The following is a 17,768-nucleotide window of genomic DNA, read 5'->3' as shown; positions in this document are numbered from 1 at the left end:
TGAAGAGCTCTAAGAACCTTCAAACCGTGCTTATCCTTTATTTAAAAAGACCACTGGTACCCAGTGAGGCCGTAGGTATATTTTTCCAACACAAAAAGCCAAATTCCGACAGCTTGTCTATCATTAGTTTACACGAAAATCCTAATTTCATGTATTCATAATAAAAAAAATTATTGTGCTTTGTCCAGCAGCTGTGAGTGATTGTTTTTGTTGTGAAAAATGGAGGGAGTTTTCCAATGGAAAAATCAAGCGTTTTTGCGGTTGCTCCAGTCTTTAAGAAAGCCTTCAATTCCTTTGTCTGTTAATGGATGATGGAACAAACCGATCAATACTTTGTAAGGAATAGTTGCAATGTGTGCGCCTCTTAACGCAGCTTCTGTTACATGGATTGGATTGCGGATGGAGGCAGCAATAATTTCTGTTTCTAAGCCGTGAACTGCAAAGATATCAGCTACTTGCGTGATTAGCTCTAAGCCATTTTGTCCGATGTCATCTAGTCTGCCAAGGAATGGGGATACATAAGTTGCGCCTGCTCTAGCGGCTAATAATGCTTGGTTCGCATTAAAAATCAACGTCACATTCGTTTTGATTCCTGCTTTTGAAAAAGCATGACAAGCTTTGATGCCGTCTGGTGTCATCGGAACTTTTACAGTGATGTTTGGAGCGAGGGCTGCCAATTCTTTTCCTTCGCGGATCATGCCTTCTGCATCTAATGAGATAACTTCCGCACTAACAGAACCTGGAACAAGTGCCGCAATTTCTCTTATACGGTCATGGAAAGAAACACCTTGTTCTTTTGCTACTAGAGATGGATTTGTAGTAACGCCTGAAAGTAACCCAAGTTCATGTACTTCACGGATTTCATCTAAGTTTGCTGTATCAATAAAAAATTTCATCGAATTACCCTCTCCCCTTTCGACTAAATTTTCAGATTATTTTTTTCAAACATAAACCGCCCTTAGGAAGGACGGTTTTCTTTTTTTATGGTTTCGCTCAGGGAAGTCAGAACGACTTAAGCTCTGCCTGATGAACCGAATTCACGCATTTTGCCGATTACAGTTTCTTTGATGGCATCGCGAGCTGGGCCTAAGTATTTACGTGGATCGTATTCGTTAGGTTTTGCCGCTAATACTTCACGAACTGTTCTTGCAGACTCGATTTGATTTTCAGTGTTAACGTTAATTTTTGCTGTTCCAAGAGAAACAGAACGTTGGATGTCCTTTGTTGGAATTCCAGTACCACCGTGTAATACTAGTGGCATACCAGTGAGATTACCGATTTCTTCCATTTCTTTGAAACCAAGGTTTGGTTCACCTTTGTAAGGACCGTGTACAGAACCTAAAGCAGGAGCTAAGCAATCGATACCTGTGCGTTTTACAAGCTCAACACATTCTTCAGCGTTAGCATAAATAATGCTTCCAGAAACGTCATCTTCTTGTCCGCCAACTGTTCCTAACTCAGCTTCAACAGAAACACCTTTTGAATGAGCGTAATCTACTACTTTTTTAGTTATTTCAACGTTTTCTTCAAATGGATGGTGTGAAGCGTCAATCATTACAGATGTAAAACCTGCATCGATGGCTTCTTTACATTTTTCAAAGCTTGAACCGTGGTCAAGGTGAATAGCTACAGGAACAGTTACGTTTAAATCTTCCATTAAGCCTTCAACCATTTTTACAACAGTTTTGAAGCCAGACATATAACGAGCAGCACCTTCAGATACACCAAGGATAACTGGTGATTTTTCTGCTTCTGCTGCCATAAGGATGGCTTGTGTAAACTCCAGGTTATTTAAGTTGAATTGACCTACAGCGTAGCCTTCCGCCTTCGCCTTGTTAAGCATGTCTTTCATTGATACTAAAGGCATTTCTCTTCCTCCTTATATTAGGTTGAATATCATTTTAAACAGGGTCTTCCATAAAAGGTTTTCCCTTCGATTTGCCGATTATGTATAAATCAAAAATGATATACAGCCTGTTAAAGTCATATGTATCATAACAAAAGAAATGAGGAAATGCCATAATTCGAGCATGTTTTTTGAAACTGTCACAATGAAAGCGCACCCATTGGTAATTCTACGTTTTAGGGCTTCCTTTTCCGATTCTTAGTTGGTTTTTTGCGGTATATGTTTGCGAACAGCCGCACGAATATCGTCAATATCGAATGGCTTAGCAAAGTGGGTTAGAGCGCCAAGGTCTTTGGCTTCTTGAATCATATCCAATTCACCATAGGCGGTCATGATGATGACGCGAATCTCTGGCTCGATAACTTTCATTCGTTTTAAAATTTCAATACCGTCCATACCCGGAATTTTCATGTCCAAGAGGACAAGATCAGGTTGATGATTTGTCACAATCTCAAGTGCTTGAACTCCATTTGCAGCCTGAAATGTTTGATACCCTTCTTTTTGAAACACTTCATTTAGCAAGATGCGAATGCCAAATTGATCGTCGACAATTAAAATTTTCTCTTTCATAAACTCCACCTCTTCCTTAGCTCACTTTTTAGACTTCTTTTACTTGTTATATTTCTACCTCTGGAAATAAATATCCTGCCTAAAGTTTCGCATTTATTTGTTATTTTACAATTGTTTTTGGTTACGCCGGAAAAAGCTTATAATAGATAGCGTACAAGGAGGGTTACTATGTTAAAAATGTTTACAACCCAATTAATGGGTATTTTTAAAAAAATAGCTGAAAAAGAAGAGTTTTCGTTTGAGGATGGTGCCCGCCTGCTCGCTCAAGCACCAGCAGGTGACGGTTCGATTTATATTTGGGGTGCGAAAGAAATGAAGGCTGTGGAATTCGAAGCATTAGAAGGCGCAGAGACGTTACGAAGTGCTAAAGTGTTGCAGCTGGATGCTGATTTAAACAGCCTCACTGATGCAGACCGCGTCCTGCTATTTTCTCGTTTTTCAAATGACCGCGCAGCGCTTGAGCTTGCACATATGCTCCGTGAAAAAATGATCCCCTTTGTGGCTGTTTCAACTGTGACCGAGCCCTCTGATGAGGATGTATCACAATTTGCGGATGTCCACATTGATTTGCGGCTAACAAAAGGGCTGCTTCCTGATGAGGTTGGCAACCGCTATGGCTATCCAGCTGGAATGGCCGCTTTGTTTGTCTATCACGGCCTAAAGTTCACGATTGATGAGATTTTAGCGGAATATGAAGAGTAAAATAGGGCCTTAGTGTGCCCTATTTTTTTGATTGGCTGATTTTTTTGGGAGATTGGCTGACCTTTGGAGTTGTATGGCCATTTTTTAGCTGCAATGGCTGATTTCGACAAGACATTGGCTCATTTTCCGGCAAAATTGGCTATTTTTCCGGTTTATTACAAAAATAAAAGCCAGTCCGCAATCAAGGAACTGGCCATAAAACAAAATTATTTTTGAATAGAAGCTTTAATAAAGTCACGGAACAACGGCTGTGGACGTGTTGGTCTTGACACAAATTCCGGATGGAACTGTGACGCCACGAACCATGGGTGATCTTTCAACTCAATAATTTCCACTAACCGGCCGTCAGGACTTGTCCCTGAGAAGATAAACCCGGCTGCTTCCATTTCTTGACGATAGAAATTGTTAAACTCATAACGGTGACGGTGGCGCTCATATACCACTTCATCCTCATAGGCTTCAAACGCTTTTGTCCCTTCCACAAGACGGCAAGGATAAAGACCTAAACGTAAAGTACCGCCCAAATCCTCGACATCCTTCTGCTCTGGAAGAAGGTCAATAATTGGATGTTTCGTTTCAGGCAGGAATTCTGCTGAATGTGCATCATCATAGCCCAGTACATTGCGGGCATACTCAATAGTTGCCAGCTGCATACCTAAACAGATACCAAGGAATGGCTTTTTCTGCTCACGAGCATAGCGGGTTGCTTCAATTTTCCCTTCAATCCCACGGTCGCCAAATCCACCTGGCACAAGGACGCCATCGACATCGTTAAGAAGTTCTGCCACATTTTCACGAGTAACATCTTCAGAATTAATCCACTTAATTTCTACATCTGTATCAAATGCGTAACCGGCATGCTTCATTGCTTCCACAACCGAAATGTAGGCATCTTGAAGTTCAACATATTTACCAACAAGAGCGATACGAACTTTACCAGAAAGGTTTAGGACCCGATCTACAAGTGCTGTCCACTCCGTCATTTCCGCTGCCTGCGTATCTAACTCCAAGTGATCGCAAACAATTTGGTCCATGTTTTGATCTTGCAAGGCAAGTGGAATGGAATAAAGGGTATCTGCATCGCGGCATTCGATGACTGCTTTCGCATCAATATCACAGAACAAGGCAAGTTTATCCTTCATATCCTGAGAAACAGGGAATTCCGTTCTTACGACAATAATATTTGGCTGAATACCAAGACTGCGCAGTTCCTTCACGCTATGCTGGGTCGGCTTCGTCTTCATTTCACCGGCTGCCTTTATGTACGGAATCAGCGTACAGTGAATGTACATCACATTTTTGCTGCCAATATCACTTTTAATTTGACGAATCGCCTCTAGGAATGGCAATGATTCTATATCCCCAACCGTTCCGCCAATTTCAGTAATCACGACATCTGCATTGGTTTCTTTGCCAGCACGGAAGCAGCGCTCTTTGATTTCATTAGTAATATGTGGAATAACCTGAACAGTTGCTCCTAAATAATCGCCGCGGCGCTCTTTTCTTAGGACAGTTGAATAGATTTTCCCTGTTGTTACGTTTGAGTACTTGTTTAAATTAATGTCGATAAAGCGCTCGTAGTGGCCAAGGTCCAAATCCGTTTCCGCACCATCGTCGGTTACGAAAACTTCACCATGCTGGTAAGGGCTCATGGTCCCTGGGTCCACGTTAATGTACGGATCAAATTTCTGGATCGTTACATTTAAACCTCGATTTTTTAATAAACGCCCTAACGAAGCAGCGGTAATCCCTTTTCCAAGTGATGACACTACACCACCGGTAACAAAAATATACTTTGTCATAGAATAGTCCTCCTCCATTTCAGTTTGTGCATTATTCAGGTTGTTTAAGGATATTTTTTTAAAAATTTTATTTCCCTATTGCTCCAAAAACGAAAAAACTCCTTGTGTGGGAGTTTTTTTAGAAAAGCTTCAAGTGCCTTAAACCGGCGGTAAAGCTTCCCATAAAAATAAAAAGCGCTCCTTACTCGCTGCTTGCGAGGGGAGCGCATATTAGTTATATTGATTCGTCCTTTTAAAAGGAGCCCAAAAAAGATAATACAGTTGCTTCAATAAAAAGTCAAGCCGTTTTCTAACTCCAACCAAAAGGTAAACGGCTCTGCTTTAATTAAACTTACAAGTCTTTATCTTCGTCTTCATCAAAAGGTTCTTCTTCTTCTTCGTCCTCTTCATCTAGATCATCATCAAGGACTTCGGCTTCATCAAGCTCAAATTCCTCATCCTCATCATCATCAAGGACATCATCGTCGTCGTCGAATTCATCGACATCATCAAGATCATCTAAGTCGTCGTCATCATCGTCATCGTCAAGAAGATCGTCTTCATCATCGGCAAAGTCGTCAAGATCATCATAATCCTCATCATCGATCTCATCGAAATCTTCAAGTTCGTCTTCCTCAACAACCTTCTTCGCCTTTTTCTTCTTCGGTTTAACAGCCGTGATTACCTCTTCTTCAGCTGTATCAACCGGATACCAAACGCGAAGTCCCCAACGGTTTTCTCCTAATGAAAGAAAACGGCCGTCGATGTTAATATCTGTATAAAATTGTGCCAGGCGAGAACGAATTTCTTCGTCCGATATGTCAGCTGCTGCTTTAATCTCGTTCACTAATTCATGAAAGGAGATTGGCTGCTTGCTATTTTTTAAATATTCATAAGCCATTTCCATGAGGGAAAACTCTTTCAATTCCTCTTTTGAGTATTGTGCTAAACTCACTATTGGCACTTCCTTTCTCTATTTAACGCTCATAGCTTTTGAGTCGGTCAGGACAGTTAGGTTTCTATGTATGAAAAAAATAGTTGAATTTGGATAACTGTCTAGCTCCTGCGTGGAGATTACACACTTTCCACACTTCTAAATTTTTGCATATTCTTCATTATAAACAAATTCTTGGTGTTTATGCTAGTGCAAGCCGATAGTTTCAGTTGATTTTTTGCAGGGGTGGATTAATCCCCCTTTTGGGATTTCTCACGCTTCAACTTTTTCATCTCTTTAATGGAAATATATAAAAAGAAGATTGCCAAGAGCAGGAACGATACCGCACCTAGTTGAAGTTCATAAAGATAGTGTAATGGCCAGGCGAAAATAATTAAAATAACGATTATGTGACGACTCTTCATCTGGACACCTGCCTGTAAAAAACTTCGAAGTTGAATTGCTAGTATGATTATATAAGATAAGAGATGAATTTAATATTATTAAGCAAATATATTTTACCACAAAAATAGACAAGAGTTAAAAGGCACCATGTTCACATGGTACCTTTCACCGTTTCTACCTCTAACATTGTTAAAACTTTGAAAATTGTCTAGCTACAGCGCCTAGGTCAAGGCACTGTAGCTTTTCGTTTTACATATTCCTCCGGTACTGTCCGCCAACCTCATATAACGCCCTTGTGATTTGCCCGAGACTTGCGGCTTTAACGGTTTCCATTAGTTCTGCGAAAATATTACCATTATTCACAGCTGCAGTCTTCAAACGATTTAAAGCAGCCGCCGTTTCGCTTGAATGTGCTTCTTGGAAGGCACGCAAATTACGAATCTGTAATTCCTTCTCCTCTTTCGACGCACGGGCTATTTCCATATTATTCACCTCTTCCATAGACGGCGGATTCGGATTCAAATACGTATTGACGCCAATAATCGGCAGGTCCCCGGTATGCTTCTTCATTTCATAATACATCGATTCGTCCTGAATCTTTCCGCGCTGATACTGGGTCTCCATCGAACCTAGCACCCCGCCGCGGTCATTCAAGCGGTCAAACTCTTGAAGCAATGCCTCTTCCACTAAATCGGTCAGCTCTTCGACAATAAACGAACCTTGAAGCGGATTCTCATTCTTGGTTAACCCATGCTCCTTGGTAATAATCATCTGAATCGCCATCGCCCGTCGCACCGATTCTTCGGTCGGCGTTGTAATCGCCTCATCATAGGCATTTGTATGAAGGGAATTACAGTTATCATGGAGCGCCATTAACGCCTGCAGTGTCGTCCGGATATCATTAAAGTCGATTTCCTGGGCATGGAGCGACCGCCCTGAGGTCTGAACATGATACTTCAGCTTTTGACTGCGCTCATTCGCCCCATACTTATCCCGCATCACGGTTGCCCAAATCCTTCGTGCCACCCGGCCAATCACCGTGTACTCGGGATCTAAACCATTCGAGAAAAAGAACGATAGATTTGGCGCAAAATCATCAATCTTCATGCCGCGGCTCAAATAATACTCTACATACGTAAAGCCGTTCGAGAGCGTAAACGCCAGCTGCGAAATCGGATTAGCGCCCGCTTCAGCAATATGATAACCGCTAATCGACACAGAATAATAATTGCGGACTTGATGGTCAATGAAATATTGCTGAATATCCCCCATCATCCGCAGTGCAAACTCTGTTGAAAAAATACACGTATTCTGTCCCTGATCTTCTTTTAAGATATCCGCCTGCACCGTCCCACGCACCGTCCGCAGTGTATAGGCGCGAACCTCAGCGAACTCTTCGACCGTCAAGCAGCGGCCAAGCTCTGCTTCCTTCTTCAAGACCTGCTGATCAATTGCCGTATTCATAAACATTGCTAAAATAATCGGTGCCGGTCCATTAATTGTCATCGAAACGGATGTTGACGGATGACACAAATCAAAGCCGGCATACAGTTTTTTCATATCATCCAACGTACAAACACTGACCCCGCTCTCGCCGACCTTTCCAAATATATCGGGACGGTAATCAGGATCTTCCCCGTACAGTGTCACCGAATCAAATGCCGTACTTAACCGCTTCGCAGCATCATCCTTTGATAGATAATGGAAGCGGCGGTTCGTCCGTTCCGGTGTCCCTTCACCGGCAAACTGACGTTTTGGATCCTCACCTTCACGCTTAAAGGGAAACACCCCAGCCGTATACGGGAACGATCCTGGGATATTCTCCCGGTACACCCAGCGCAAAATCTCCCCGTAATCTTTATACTTAGGCAAAACCACCTTCGGAATATCGAGGCCTGATAAACTTTTCGATTTTAATACCGTGATAATCTCTTTATCTCGAATGCGCGTAACAAATTTATCCCCCGAATAAGCTGCCTTAGTCTGTTCCCACGACGCAAGAATTTTCCGGGATTCCGACGTCAACTGCGACTCTGTTTCCTGCTTAACTGCCTCTAAAGCAACGACAACTTCAGGCTGGTCTTCAACCGCGGCAATCGCACCCTCAAGCTGAAATAATTTCCGGGCAATATTGGCCTGAGCTTCGGCCTTGCGGTGGTAGCCGCGCACCGTCTCAGTGATCTCTCGTAAATAATAACGCCGGTCCGTCGGAATGATCACATTTTGCTTTTCAGGAACAGCATCTTTGCTAAACGAAGTCACCCAATCGGTTCCAGATTTTTCGTTGATCACTTCCACTAGTGCCGCGAACAAGGCATTCGTCCCCGGATCATTAAACTGACTTGCAATTGTGCCGTATACCGGCATTTCGTCCAGTTCTTTTTCAAACAGCATATGGTTGCGCTGGTACTGCTTCTGCACCTGGCGCTTCGCATCCTCTGAGCCCTTGCGTTCAAATTTATTGATGACAATCAAGTCGGCAAAGTCGAGCATATCGATTTTTTCCAGCTGTGATGGCGCTCCAAACTCACTCGTCATCACATACATCGACACATCACAGACCTCAGTGATTTCTGCATCTCCCTGCCCGATGCCGCTCGTTTCAACAATCACAAGATCAAATCCCGCCGCCTTTGTGACCGCGACCGCATCCTTAATCGCGAGCGATAATTCATTTTTTGAAGACCGTGTCGCGAGACTGCGCATATACACATTCGGTGAGAAAATTGCGTTCATGCGGATTCGGTCACCCAGCAGCGCACCGCCCGTTTTTTGTTTGGTCGGGTCGACGGAAAGAATCGCCACCTTCTTCCCAGGAAATTCATTAATAAAACGGCGAATCAACTCGTCGGTTAATGAACTTTTTCCGGCACCGCCCGTACCCGTGATCCCGACAACAGGGATCCCCTTCTCGAGTGACTTCACCTGTTCAAGAACCTGTTCAGCTGTAGCCGCAGCCTCGTTCCTTTTATCCACATGAAGCTCTGCTAAGGTGATCAGCTTGGCAATAACATTAACGTCACCTGTCGGCAGTTTGGCAATCTGCTCGCCCACATCAGGAGTCAGCGTCGAAAAATCGCATTCCTGAATCATCAGGTCAATCATCCCCTGCAGCCCAAGCGTCCGCCCGTCCTCCGGCGAAAACAGCCGGGCAATCCCGTAGGCATGCAGTTCATCCAACTCCCGCGGGATAATGACGCCGCCCCCGCCGCCATAAATCCGAATATGTGGCGCACCCTTTTCCTTTAACAAGTCATACATATATTTAAAGTACTCGACGTGCCCGCCTTGATACGACGAAATCGCAATCCCCTGGACATCTTCCTGAATAGCGGCGTTGACAACCTCCTCGACCGAACGATTGTGGCCAAGGTGAATCACCTCCGCCCCGCTCGCCTGCAGGATCCGTCTCATAATATTAATTGAAGCATCATGACCGTCAAATAGGCTCGACGCCGTCACAAAGCGGATATGATGCCGTGGCTGATAGTTCCCCATTGTGCTCCCCCTTTTGGAAAAATGAACCTACGCTAACGCTCGCTTTTGATTAACCATTTTCCGGAACTGTTACGGCCCCCGAGACCCCGGTTTGGATGCCTGCTAATAAGACCTCCGTTTGCATTGCAATATACTCCTCAAGCGTAAACAGCTTTCTTAACGCCCAGCGGCGAAATCCCCACATCTGCCCCTGAACGAAAATGTTATGGGCGACGAGTTCAATCTGTTTTTGTGTTAATCTCAATTCCCCGTTCTCGACACATCGGGTCAACAGCTCCTCAAACATCGCGACCATTTCCATTTCCTTTTTAAGTACATATGGCAGGGCGTCCTTGGAAAGTGACTTCACTTCCTGATACATGACAAGCACTTCGGCTTGCATTTCATCCATGACCTGAAAAAAGTCGGCGATTCCAAGCTTCAAGCTTTCCAATGTCCCTTTTTCTACAGCCAAATCTTCTTGAAGCCGTTCACTGACATGATCATAGATGCTGTCACAAACAAGGTAAAGGACGTCCTCTTTTGTCCGAATGTATTCATAGAGTGTACCAATGCTAAACCCGGCTGCTTTGGCGATTTCCCTCGTGGTTGTCCGGTGAAACCCCTTTTGTTTAAAAAGTGCTACCGCCCCTTTAATCATCTGATCGCGCCTTTTTTGTACAAGACGCTCATCTTTGACAGAGGCCTGAACTTCTCTTTTTTTCATCCCCTGTTACCGCCTTTATTTTGTTATCATTCTCGAAATCACGAGACGTTGAATTTCCTGTGTACCTTCATAAATCTGCGTAATTTTCGCATCGCGCATGAAGCGTTCAACTGGATAGTCTTTTGTATAGCCATAACCGCCAAACACTTGAACCGCTTCCGTCGTCACCTTCATCGCCGTATCGCCGGCAAATAGTTTCGACATCGCCGACTCTTTCCCGTACGGTAAGCCATTCGACTCGAGCCAGGCCGCTTGATAGGTTAATAGTCTTGCCGCTTCAATATTGGTCGCCATATCGGCCAGTTTAAACGAGATGCCTTGGTTGGCGACAATCGGCTTACCAAATTGCTGGCGTTCACGTGCATAGTCGACGGCTGCATCAAGAGCTCCTTGAGCAATACCAACGGCTTGAGCAGCGATGCCATTGCGGCCGCCATCAAGCGTCATCATTGCGATTTTAAAGCCATCACCTTCTTCGCCCAGACGGTTTTTTATAGGAACCTTACAATCTTCAAAAATAATTTCTGTTGTCGGCGAGGAACGGATCCCCAATTTCTTTTCTTTTTTACCAACTGAAAAGCCTGGGAAGTCGCTTTCGATAATGAAGGCGGTCGTTCCTTTTTGCTTGTTGACTGGGTCGGTTAAGGCAAAGACCACATAGATGTCGGCCACGCCGCCATTCGTAATGAAAATTTTTGAACCGTTTAAGATGTAGTGATCGCCCTCTAGGCGGGCCGTTGTTTTCATTCCGCCGGCATCTGAACCACTGCCAGGCTCTGTTAGGCCGTAAGCACCGATTTTTGTACCTTCTGCCATGGGACGGAGATAGGCTTGCTTTTGCTCCTCGCTGCCAAATTTATAGATTGGCCAGCCGGCAAGTGAGGTGTGTGCGGATAATAGCACGCCTGTTGATGCATCAACGCGGGAAAGCTCCTCAACAGCGATACAATAGGCAAGAAAATCGCTGCCAATCCCGCCGTACTCTTCTGGCCAGGGAATCCCTGTTAAGCCCAGCTCCGCCATTTTGTCAAAAATCTCTCGGTCGAAGCGCTCTTCTTCATCACGCTCTGCTGCTGTCGGTGCCACCTCGTTGCGCGCAAAATCCCGAACCATTTTACGAATCATTTCGTGCTCTTCAGACAATTTAAATTGCATTTTAATGCCTCCTCTCCCCATTTGGGGCTGATTCTTTGGCTTTATTAACAAAACTTTTGATATATTAACAAAAAGTGCGGACATATTAACAAATTTTTGGTTTTATTAACAAATAAAACGACTATATTAAAAAATTTTTTAGATATATTAACATTTCACACCCAAATCATAGATGTTTACTAATCACAATCCGCTGAATCTCACTCGTGCCCTCATAAATCTCCGTCACCTTGGCATCGCGGAAAAAGCGCTCGACCGGATAGTCCTCCGTATAACCGTAGCCGCCAAAGACCTGAATTGCCTCTGTTGTCACTTCTACCGCTGTTCGCGTCGTAAACAACTTCGCCATCGATGCCTCCAACGTACACTTCAAACCCTTACTCCGTAAATCAGCCGCCCGATAGACTAATAGTTTTGCCGCCTCCACACTTGTCGCCATATCAGCCAGCTTAAAAGCAATCCCCTGCTGGGCAGCAATTGGCTTGCCAAATTGACGGCGTTCCTTCGCGTAGGCAGTGGCTTCTTCAACTGCTGCTTCCGCAATCCCCAGGGCCTGGGTGGCGATGCCAATCCGGCCGACATCTAAGTTTGCCATCGCTATTCTAAAACCTTCCCCCTCTTGGCCAAGCATGTTCTCCGCTAGGACATGCAAGTCCTCAAAGGTTAGCTGGACCGTTCTTGAGCCGTGCAGCCCCATTTTCTTCTCATCTTTGCCGACGATAAAACCAGGGGTGTTTTTTTCAACAATAAAGGCGGCAATCCCTTTTGTACCAAGGGTCTGGTCTGTTGTAGCGAACACAATATACACGTCGGCCTCGCCCCCGTTTGTGATAAACACCTTGGAGCCATTCAGAACGTAATGGTCACCTTTTTTCACCGCACGCGTTTTTAAACTGGCCGCATCCGACCCAGAGCTTGGCTCGGTTAAACAAAAGGCCCCCAAATACTCGCCCGAAGCTAGCTTGGGTATATACTTTTGCTTTTGTTCCTCTGTTCCGAAATACAATATTGGATTTGTACATACCGAGGTATGCACAGACAGGATCACTCCGACTGTAGCGCTTACTTTTGACAGCTCATGAATCGCAATAATGTAAGAGGTAAAATCCATCTCCGCTCCGCCGTATTTTTCGGGAACTGGTATCCCCATCAGGCCAAGTTCACCCATTTTACGAAGGATTTCACGAGGAAATTCCCCTTTTTCCATTTTTTCGATAAAGGGTTTGATTTCCTTCTGAGCAAAATCACGAACCATTTTCCGCATCATTTCTTGCTCTTCTGTAAATGATAGATTCATAATATGTCTCCCCTTCCTGAGGATGAATATTTCGTTTGTGCCAGGGGAATCTTCGATTATGTAATAGCGGCGTAATCCACCTGGTTTATTATCTTATTCATAGCTGTAAAAGCCGCGCCCTGATTTCTTACCGAGCCAGCCGGCTTTCACATATTTACGCAAAAGTGGGCATGGACGGTATTTATCATCGCCAAAGCCTTCATGGAGTGTTTCCATAATGTATAAACATGTATCTAAGCCAATAAAATCAGCTAGCGTTAACGGCCCCATTGGGTGATTCATGCCAAGCTTCATCACTTCATCAATTGCTTCTTTTGTGGCCACGCCCTCGTAAAGAGTGTAAATGGCTTCGTTGATCATCGGCATCAGGATGCGGTTCGAGACAAAGCCAGGGAAGTCATTTACTTCAACAGGCACTTTGCCCAAAGTCTTGGTCATATCTTCAATCACTTGATAGACTTCATCGCCTGTTGCCAGACCGCGGATAATTTCGACTAGTTTCATAACTGGAACTGGATTCATAAAGTGCATGCCGATTACCTTTTCCGGACGGTTGGTGGCAGCAGCGATTTCTGTGATAGGCAATGATGAGGTGTTGCTTGCTAGAATGGTATGTGCTGGAGCAATTTTGTCTAGCTGCGAAAAGATGTTTGTCTTGATTTCCATATTTTCAACAGCCGCTTCGATGACCAGGTCAACGCTGCTGGCGTCGTTAAGATCGGTTGACGAGGTTAGTCTTGCTAATATTTCCTGCTTTTGTTCTTCCGTCATTCGGCCTTTGTCGACGTTGCGGGTGAGATTTTTTTGGATGATTCCTAACCCTCGTTCTATGAATTCCAGTTTTAAGTCGTTTAATACCACTTTGTAGCCGGCTTGGGCACAAACCTGGGCGATACCAGATCCCATTTGGCCGGCGCCAATTACCATAACTTTTGAAACGTTCATTGTTTTCCCTCCGAATCCTTTTTTTAAAAATGTGGTGGCTGTGCGCTATCCGCAAGTAAGGCCGCCTTCTGCAAATTAAACGGTCTTATCCGCAAGAAAAAGGCCATTATCCGCAAATTCAACTAACTTATCTGCAAATAAAGGCCTCATTCCTCAAACTTTACCACCCTACGCCTTTGGTACTTCAATCATCACAGCATCACCCTGGCCGCCGCCTGAGCAAATCGCTGCAATCCCGACACCGCCGCCGCGTCGCTTCAATTCGTGCATCAAGGTAATGATAATCCGTGCCCCGCTCGCCCCAATCGGATGGCCCAGCGCGACCGCACCGCCGTTCACATTGACCTTTTCCGGATCAAGCCCGGCAATCTTTGCACTCGCTAACGCCACTGCCGAAAAGGCTTCATTGATTTCAAACAAATCAACCTCTTCCAAGCTCCGGCCTGTTTTTCTTAACAACTCATTAATCACCAATCCCGGTGTTTGCGGAAAATCCTTTGCTTCGACTGCAATCGCTGCATGACCCAGGATAACGGCCTCCACCTGACGTCCTTCTCGCTCAGCCCGCTCCTCACTCATCAACACAAGTGCCGCTGCACCGTCATTCACTCCTGGAGCATTTCCCGCTGTAATCGTGCCGGTAGAATTAAACACCGGTGCTAATTTGGACAACCGCTCTAAAGAAGTATCCTTGCGCGGGCCCTCATCAACCGAAACCACAACCGGCTCCCCTTTACGCTGCGGCACCTCAACAACCACTATCTCCTCAGCTAATTTCCCGCTCTCAATCGCAGCAATCGCGCGAACATGACTCCGAAGTGCCCACTCATCTTGGGCCTCACGGGAAATCTCCATTTCAGCAGCGGTTCCATTTCCATAAGTGCCCATATGCACACCTGTAAAGCTGCAGGTCAAGCCATCATGAACCATTAAGTCCTTTACAGTTGAGTCTCCCATTCGAAAGCCCCATCTTGCTTTTGGCAAAATATAAGGAGCGTTGCTCATCGATTCCATCCCGCCTGCGACAATTACCTCTTCATCGCCAGCGCGAATGATTTGATCGGCTAACGTCACGCTGCGCATACCGGAAGCACAAACCTTGTTAATCGTCTCCGTCTTGACTTCCCATGGCAGTCCGGCGTGAACAGCTGCCTGCCGGGATGGAATTTGCCCCTGTCCGCCTTGTAACACCGTTCCAAGAATCACTTCCTCCACCTCTTCCGGCTTCACACCTGCACGAATCAGTGCTTCCTTCACCGCAATACCGCCAAGCTGTGATGCGGTAAAGCTGCTTAAACTCCCCCCTAATTTTCCAAAAGGTGTTCGAACACCGCTTAAAATAACCGTTCTGCCCATTTCAATCTCTCCCTTATTCCAATTATTAGTACTAAACAGCCAATTCCCCTTGGCCTGCTTCGACTGAACGCTCGCTCGGGTAAAGAGCGAAAAATATAACGCAATCAAGGAACCGCAGATTCCAACTTACGTTTTTTATAAAAATGAAAGCGTTTTATTATATACCTCTATTTTACATAAAAAAGAGCAGAAGTTGAAATATTTTACACAAAATTATTAAAATTTTGATTTGTAAAAATTCAACTCCTGCGTCAGTTTTAAGAAGCAGCTTTCACTTCACCACAAACGGCTTTTTCAAGTAGCTCAGCCACATCATAAGTAGCTACCTTTTCTTCCACTTCTTTAGCCTTTGTTCCATCAGACAGCATCGTTAAGCAGTACGGACAGCCCGAGCTGATCACGGACGGATTAACGGCAAGGGCCTGTTCCGTCCGGCTGACATTGATGCGGTGGCCGGTTTCTTCCTCCATCCACATCAAACCTCCGCCTGCACCGCAGCACATCCCTTTTTCACGATTGCGTTCCATTTCCACCAGCTGCACACCAGGAATCGATTTTAAAATTTCCCGTGGCGGATCGTACACATCATTGTAGCGTCCGAGGTAACAGGAATCATGGAACGTAATTTTTTCATTAACCGCATGCTTCGGAACAAGTCTTCCATCACGGACCAGCTGATAAAGGACTTCTGTATGGTGGAATACTTCTGCTTCTAAGCCGAAATCAGGATATTCATTTTTGAAAATATTATAGGCATGCGGATCAATCGTGACAATTTTCTTGACCTCAGCCTTTTCAAACTCCTCAATATTTTTGGCCGCAAGCTCTTGGAATAAGAACTCATTTCCTAAACGGCGCGGTGTATCGCCGGAGTTCTTTTCCTTATTGCCGAGGATCGCAAATTTTACGCCAGCTTCGTTTAAGAGCTTAGCGAAAGATAATGCAATTTTTTGGCTGCGGTTATCAAATGAGCCCATTGAGCCAACCCAAAATAGGTATTCAAATTCTTCACCTGCCTTGCTCATTTCCTTTACGGTTGGAATATGAACATCTTCGCGAACCTCACGCCAGTTTTCGCGTTCTTTACGGTTTAAGCCCCATGGGTTGCCCTGACGCTCAATATTTGTCATCGCGCGCTGGGCATCTGCATCCATTTTTCCTTCTGTCAAAACTAAGTAACGGCGCAGGTCGATAATTTTATCAACATGTTCATTCATAACTGGACATTGGTCCTCACAGTTGCGGCAGGTTGTACACGCCCAAATCTCCTCTTCGGTAATCACATCACCAATCAAACTAGGGTTGTAAACAGCGGCAGCAGCCGTTTCCTGAGCACCTTGACCTTGTGCCGCAAGCGCAATCTGGTTTCCTTTTGTATTCGTAAAAGCAAACGTCGGCACCCATGGCTGCTTAGAGGTCACAGACGCACCATGAAAGGTAAGGTGGTCGCGCATTTTGACGATTAAATCCATTGGGGACAGCATTTTGCCTGTCCCTGTGGCGGGACACATATTGGTACAGCGTCCACATTCGACACAGGCATAAAAATCGATCATTTGATGCTGGGTAAAGTCTTCAATTTTTCCAACACCAAACGATTCTTGTGATTCATCCTCAAAATCAACTTTTTTCAATTTCCCCGGTTTATCAAGACGGTTAAAGTAGACGTTGGCCGGACCGGCAATTAAGTGTGCATGCTTGGACTGCGGCACATAGACTAGGAACGTTAACAAGAATAATAAATGCGCCCACCATGCTATGTAGAAAATAACAATAGAGGCGGTTTCATTAATTCCTGAAAAAATTAGCGAGATAAGTGACGCAACAGGTTCTGTCCATGAGGGATCTTCTCCATGCCAAATAATACCCATTCCATTCCCAAGTAAAACAGACACCATTAATCCGCCAATGAATAACAGAACAAGACCTGATTTAAAATTGCGTTTTAGACGGACTAATTTTTCGACATAACGGCGATGAAAGGCCCAAACAACCGCTACAAGAATCATTAAGGTGACGATTTCCTGGAAAAAGGTGAAACCAGCATATAATGGCCCAAGCGGCAGATGGGAGCCTGGCACAAGCCCTTTCCAAATAAAATCAAGCGCTCCGAATTGCACTAAAATAAAGCCATAAAAGAACATGACGTGGATGGCACCACTTTTTTTATCTTTTAATAGCTTCTTCTGGCCAAACACGTTAATCCAGATTTTTTGCAGTCTTTCTTTAACATTGTTATCAAACTCGACTTTCTTCCCCAGCTTAATAAATTCAATCCGCGTTTTGACTACATAAACAAACAGACTAACTGCGTAAGCGGTTACAGTGAGAAACGCAATGAGATTGATCCATAAAAGACCATTCAAGTAAAACGCCCCTTTCTTAGATTCTCCACAATTGTTTGTTGAAAATAGTAAATATTCAGAATTGTACTTATCTCTATTATAAAAATGAATGAGCATTCAGTCAAATGTTTTTTTAAGGTTTACTGGAACTTATAGAAATTCCGGCAC

At 44.5% G+C, this 17,768-nt stretch carries 14 protein-coding genes; 1 reads left to right on the top strand and 13 read right to left on the bottom strand.

What is annotated here, in order from left to right; all coding sequences use genetic code 11:
- Positions 1–245: 245 nt before the first annotated feature.
- The 3 genes from fsa to AAHB15_RS18195 form a co-directional block, all read right to left on the bottom strand.
- Positions 246–896 (bottom strand): fructose-6-phosphate aldolase, encoded by a 651-nt coding sequence (gene fsa, locus AAHB15_RS18205; RefSeq protein WP_335573595.1) that lies wholly within the window; start codon positions 894–896, stop codon positions 246–248.
- A gap of 116 nt (positions 897–1,012) precedes the next feature.
- Positions 1,013–1,867, bottom strand: coding sequence for a class II fructose-bisphosphate aldolase (locus AAHB15_RS18200; protein WP_335573596.1), 855 nt, complete (start codon positions 1,865–1,867; stop codon positions 1,013–1,015).
- A 237-nt stretch (positions 1,868–2,104) separates the two neighbouring features.
- Positions 2,105–2,476 (bottom strand): response regulator, encoded by a 372-nt coding sequence (locus AAHB15_RS18195; protein ID WP_098527748.1) that lies wholly within the window; start codon positions 2,474–2,476, stop codon positions 2,105–2,107.
- Positions 2,477–2,644: 168 nt separating this feature from the next.
- On the opposite strand from AAHB15_RS18195, the gene AAHB15_RS18190 reads away from it, so the two are divergent.
- Positions 2,645–3,178, top strand: a complete 534-nt coding sequence (locus AAHB15_RS18190; RefSeq protein ID WP_335573597.1) for a DUF2529 domain-containing protein — start codon at positions 2,645–2,647, stop codon at positions 3,176–3,178.
- A 206-nt stretch (positions 3,179–3,384) separates the two neighbouring features.
- On the opposite strand, the gene AAHB15_RS18185 is transcribed toward AAHB15_RS18190, so the two are convergent.
- From AAHB15_RS18185 to AAHB15_RS18140, 10 genes are all read right to left on the bottom strand, one after another.
- Complete coding sequence (locus AAHB15_RS18185) at positions 3,385–4,980, bottom strand: CTP synthase (protein WP_335573598.1); 1,596 nt, start codon at positions 4,978–4,980, stop codon at positions 3,385–3,387.
- Positions 4,981–5,311: 331 nt separating this feature from the next.
- A complete protein-coding gene (gene rpoE / locus AAHB15_RS18180) occupies positions 5,312–5,914 on the bottom strand; it encodes a DNA-directed RNA polymerase subunit delta (RefSeq protein ID WP_342043029.1) in 603 nt (200 codons plus the stop codon).
- 230 nt (positions 5,915–6,144) lie between these two features.
- On the bottom strand, positions 6,145–6,318 hold the full coding sequence (locus AAHB15_RS18175) for a hypothetical protein (protein ID WP_335573600.1): 174 nt from the start codon (positions 6,316–6,318) through the stop codon (positions 6,145–6,147).
- Between the two features lie 229 nt (positions 6,319–6,547).
- The gene (gene icmF / locus AAHB15_RS18170) at positions 6,548–9,796 is read right to left on the bottom strand and encodes a fused isobutyryl-CoA mutase/GTPase IcmF (RefSeq protein WP_342043028.1); all 3,249 of its coding nucleotides are present in this window, start codon (positions 9,794–9,796) and stop codon (positions 6,548–6,550) included.
- A 49-nt stretch (positions 9,797–9,845) separates the two neighbouring features.
- Entirely contained in the window at positions 9,846–10,502 is a 657-nt protein-coding gene (locus AAHB15_RS18165) for a TetR/AcrR family transcriptional regulator (RefSeq protein WP_098527743.1), read from the bottom strand.
- 15 nt (positions 10,503–10,517) lie between these two features.
- A complete protein-coding gene (locus AAHB15_RS18160) occupies positions 10,518–11,657 on the bottom strand; it encodes an acyl-CoA dehydrogenase (RefSeq protein WP_335573602.1) in 1,140 nt (379 codons plus the stop codon).
- Positions 11,658–11,823: 166 nt separating this feature from the next.
- A complete protein-coding gene (locus AAHB15_RS18155) occupies positions 11,824–12,954 on the bottom strand; it encodes an acyl-CoA dehydrogenase (RefSeq protein ID WP_342043027.1) in 1,131 nt (376 codons plus the stop codon).
- A gap of 93 nt (positions 12,955–13,047) precedes the next feature.
- On the bottom strand, positions 13,048–13,899 hold the full coding sequence (locus AAHB15_RS18150; protein ID WP_335573604.1) for a 3-hydroxybutyryl-CoA dehydrogenase: 852 nt from the start codon (positions 13,897–13,899) through the stop codon (positions 13,048–13,050).
- Between the two features lie 168 nt (positions 13,900–14,067).
- Positions 14,068–15,255 (bottom strand): acetyl-CoA C-acetyltransferase, encoded by a 1,188-nt coding sequence (locus AAHB15_RS18145; RefSeq protein ID WP_335573605.1) that lies wholly within the window; start codon positions 15,253–15,255, stop codon positions 14,068–14,070.
- 257 nt (positions 15,256–15,512) lie between these two features.
- Complete coding sequence (locus AAHB15_RS18140; protein WP_335573606.1) at positions 15,513–17,621, bottom strand: (Fe-S)-binding protein; 2,109 nt, start codon at positions 17,619–17,621, stop codon at positions 15,513–15,515.
- Positions 17,622–17,768 lie beyond the last annotated feature (147 nt).

The sequence above is a fragment of the Bacillus sp. OTU2372 genome (assembly GCF_038440275.1).
In the GTDB taxonomy this organism is placed as follows: domain Bacteria; phylum Bacillota; class Bacilli; order Bacillales; family Cytobacillaceae; genus Neobacillus; species Neobacillus bataviensis_B.
Note: the sequence above shows the minus strand (reverse complement) of the source record. Positions and strands in the feature narration are given on the sequence as shown.

What these genes read in the sequence shown, in the direction of transcription:
- AAHB15_RS18165 (WP_098527743.1), bottom strand. Translation starts at nt 10,502, where the DNA reads ATGAAAAAAAGAGAAGTTCAGGCCTCTGTCAAAGATGAGCGTCTTGTA.
- AAHB15_RS18150 (WP_335573604.1), bottom strand. Translation starts at nt 13,899, where the DNA reads ATGAACGTTTCAAAAGTTATGGTAATTGGCGCCGGCCAAATGGGATCT.
- AAHB15_RS18155 (WP_342043027.1), bottom strand. Translation starts at nt 12,954, where the DNA reads ATGAATCTATCATTTACAGAAGAGCAAGAAATGATGCGGAAAATGGTT.
- AAHB15_RS18195 (WP_098527748.1), bottom strand. Translation starts at nt 2,476, where the DNA reads ATGAAAGAGAAAATTTTAATTGTCGACGATCAATTTGGCATTCGCATC.
- fsa (WP_335573595.1), bottom strand. Translation starts at nt 896, where the DNA reads ATGAAATTTTTTATTGATACAGCAAACTTAGATGAAATCCGTGAAGTA.
- AAHB15_RS18175 (WP_335573600.1), bottom strand. Translation starts at nt 6,318, where the DNA reads ATGAAGAGTCGTCACATAATCGTTATTTTAATTATTTTCGCCTGGCCA.
- AAHB15_RS18160 (WP_335573602.1), bottom strand. Translation starts at nt 11,657, where the DNA reads ATGCAATTTAAATTGTCTGAAGAGCACGAAATGATTCGTAAAATGGTT.
- AAHB15_RS18190 (WP_335573597.1), top strand. Translation starts at nt 2,645, where the DNA reads ATGTTAAAAATGTTTACAACCCAATTAATGGGTATTTTTAAAAAAATA.
- icmF (WP_342043028.1), bottom strand. Translation starts at nt 9,796, where the DNA reads ATGGGGAACTATCAGCCACGGCATCATATCCGCTTTGTGACGGCGTCG.
- AAHB15_RS18145 (WP_335573605.1), bottom strand. Translation starts at nt 15,255, where the DNA reads ATGGGCAGAACGGTTATTTTAAGCGGTGTTCGAACACCTTTTGGAAAA.
- AAHB15_RS18185 (WP_335573598.1), bottom strand. Translation starts at nt 4,980, where the DNA reads ATGACAAAGTATATTTTTGTTACCGGTGGTGTAGTGTCATCACTTGGA.
- AAHB15_RS18200 (WP_335573596.1), bottom strand. Translation starts at nt 1,867, where the DNA reads ATGCCTTTAGTATCAATGAAAGACATGCTTAACAAGGCGAAGGCGGAA.